The organism is Klebsiella sp. SWET4 (assembly GCF_024296565.1).
In the GTDB taxonomy this organism is placed as follows: domain Bacteria; phylum Pseudomonadota; class Gammaproteobacteria; order Enterobacterales; family Enterobacteriaceae; genus Klebsiella; species Klebsiella variicola.
On record NZ_JANCOB010000052.1, the window covers coordinates 1 to 1172 of the forward strand.

Genomic DNA, 1172 nt, shown 5'->3' on the forward strand with positions numbered 1-1172 from the left:
CTCGGCGAGGTTGTCGGCGAGCCCGACCTCCAGGGCCGACTCCGGGCCGACCACCACGAGGTCGGCGCCGATCTCCCGGGCCAAGGCCGTCAGCCCGTCCGCGTCCGTGGCCTTGACGTTCCGAAGCTCGGCGACGGCGGCGATCCCCGGATTGCCGGGCGCGGCGACCAGCCGGCCGCACAGCGGCGACTGGGCGATCTTCCAGGCCAGGGCGTGCTCACGCCCGCCGGACCCGACGAGCAGGATGGTCAGCTTTTCCATGAGCGCGGGGTGTGGCGTGGGCGACGGCGCGGGTCAAGGCCGGACCCGCGCCGCGCCGTCTCAGGCGGCGTAGTCCTTGAAGTTGGCGTCGTCCGCGTCCGGGCCGCCTTGGGTCATGTCCAGGGCGAAGCCCTTGGCGCGGGCCTGCTGGGCCGCGACGGAAGTCCGGCTCGCCGACTTGGCGGCGACGGCCTTCTTGGCGGGCCGGGCCGAAGCCTTGGACACCGGCCGCGCCGCCACGGGGGCGTCGACCCCGTCGATGCGGAAGAAGGCGATGGAGGTCCGCAGCTCCTCGGCCTGGGCGGCCAGTTCTTCCGAGGTCGCCGACATCTTGTCGGACGCGTCGGCGTTCTGCTGGGTCACCTTGTCCAGCTGCTGCAGGGCTTCGTTGATCTGGCTGGCGCCGACATCCTGCTCGCGGCAGGCGGCGCTGATCTCGGCGACCAGTTCGGCGGTCTTGCGGATGTCCGGCACCAGATTGGCCAGCATCTCGCCGGCCGACTGCGCGGCCTTGACCGTGTCGGCGGACACCGCGCTGATCTCGGCGGCGGCGGTCTGGCTGCGCTCGGCCAGCTTGCGCACCTCGGAAGCGACGACCGCGAAGCCGCGACCGTGCTCGCCGGCCCGCGCCGCCTCGACGGCCGCGTTCAGGGCCAGAAGATCCGTCTGACGCGCGATCTCCTGAACGATGGTGATCTTCTCGGCGATGGTCCGCATGGCCTCCACGGCCTGGGCGACCGCCTTGCCCGACACCTCGGCGTCCTGCGCGGACTGGCGGGCGATCTTCTCGGTCTGGGCGGCGTTGTCGGCGTTCTGCTTGATGTTGGCGGCCATCTCCGCCATCGAGGCCGAGGCCTCCACGGCCGAGGCGGCCTGCTCGGTCGCGCCTTGGCTGACCTGCTCCGAGGCCG

2 protein-coding genes are annotated in these 1172 nt (G+C 72.4%); both read right to left on the bottom strand.

The window, feature by feature from the left end; translation table 11 throughout:
- On the bottom strand, positions 1–261 hold a 261-nt coding region (locus tag NKJ21_RS27440), incomplete at its 3' end, for a phosphoribosylamine--glycine ligase N-terminal domain-containing protein (RefSeq protein ID WP_254733448.1).
- A gap of 60 nt (positions 262–321) precedes the next feature.
- On the bottom strand, positions 322–1172 hold an 851-nt coding region (locus tag NKJ21_RS27445; RefSeq protein ID WP_254733450.1), incomplete at its 5' end, for a methyl-accepting chemotaxis protein.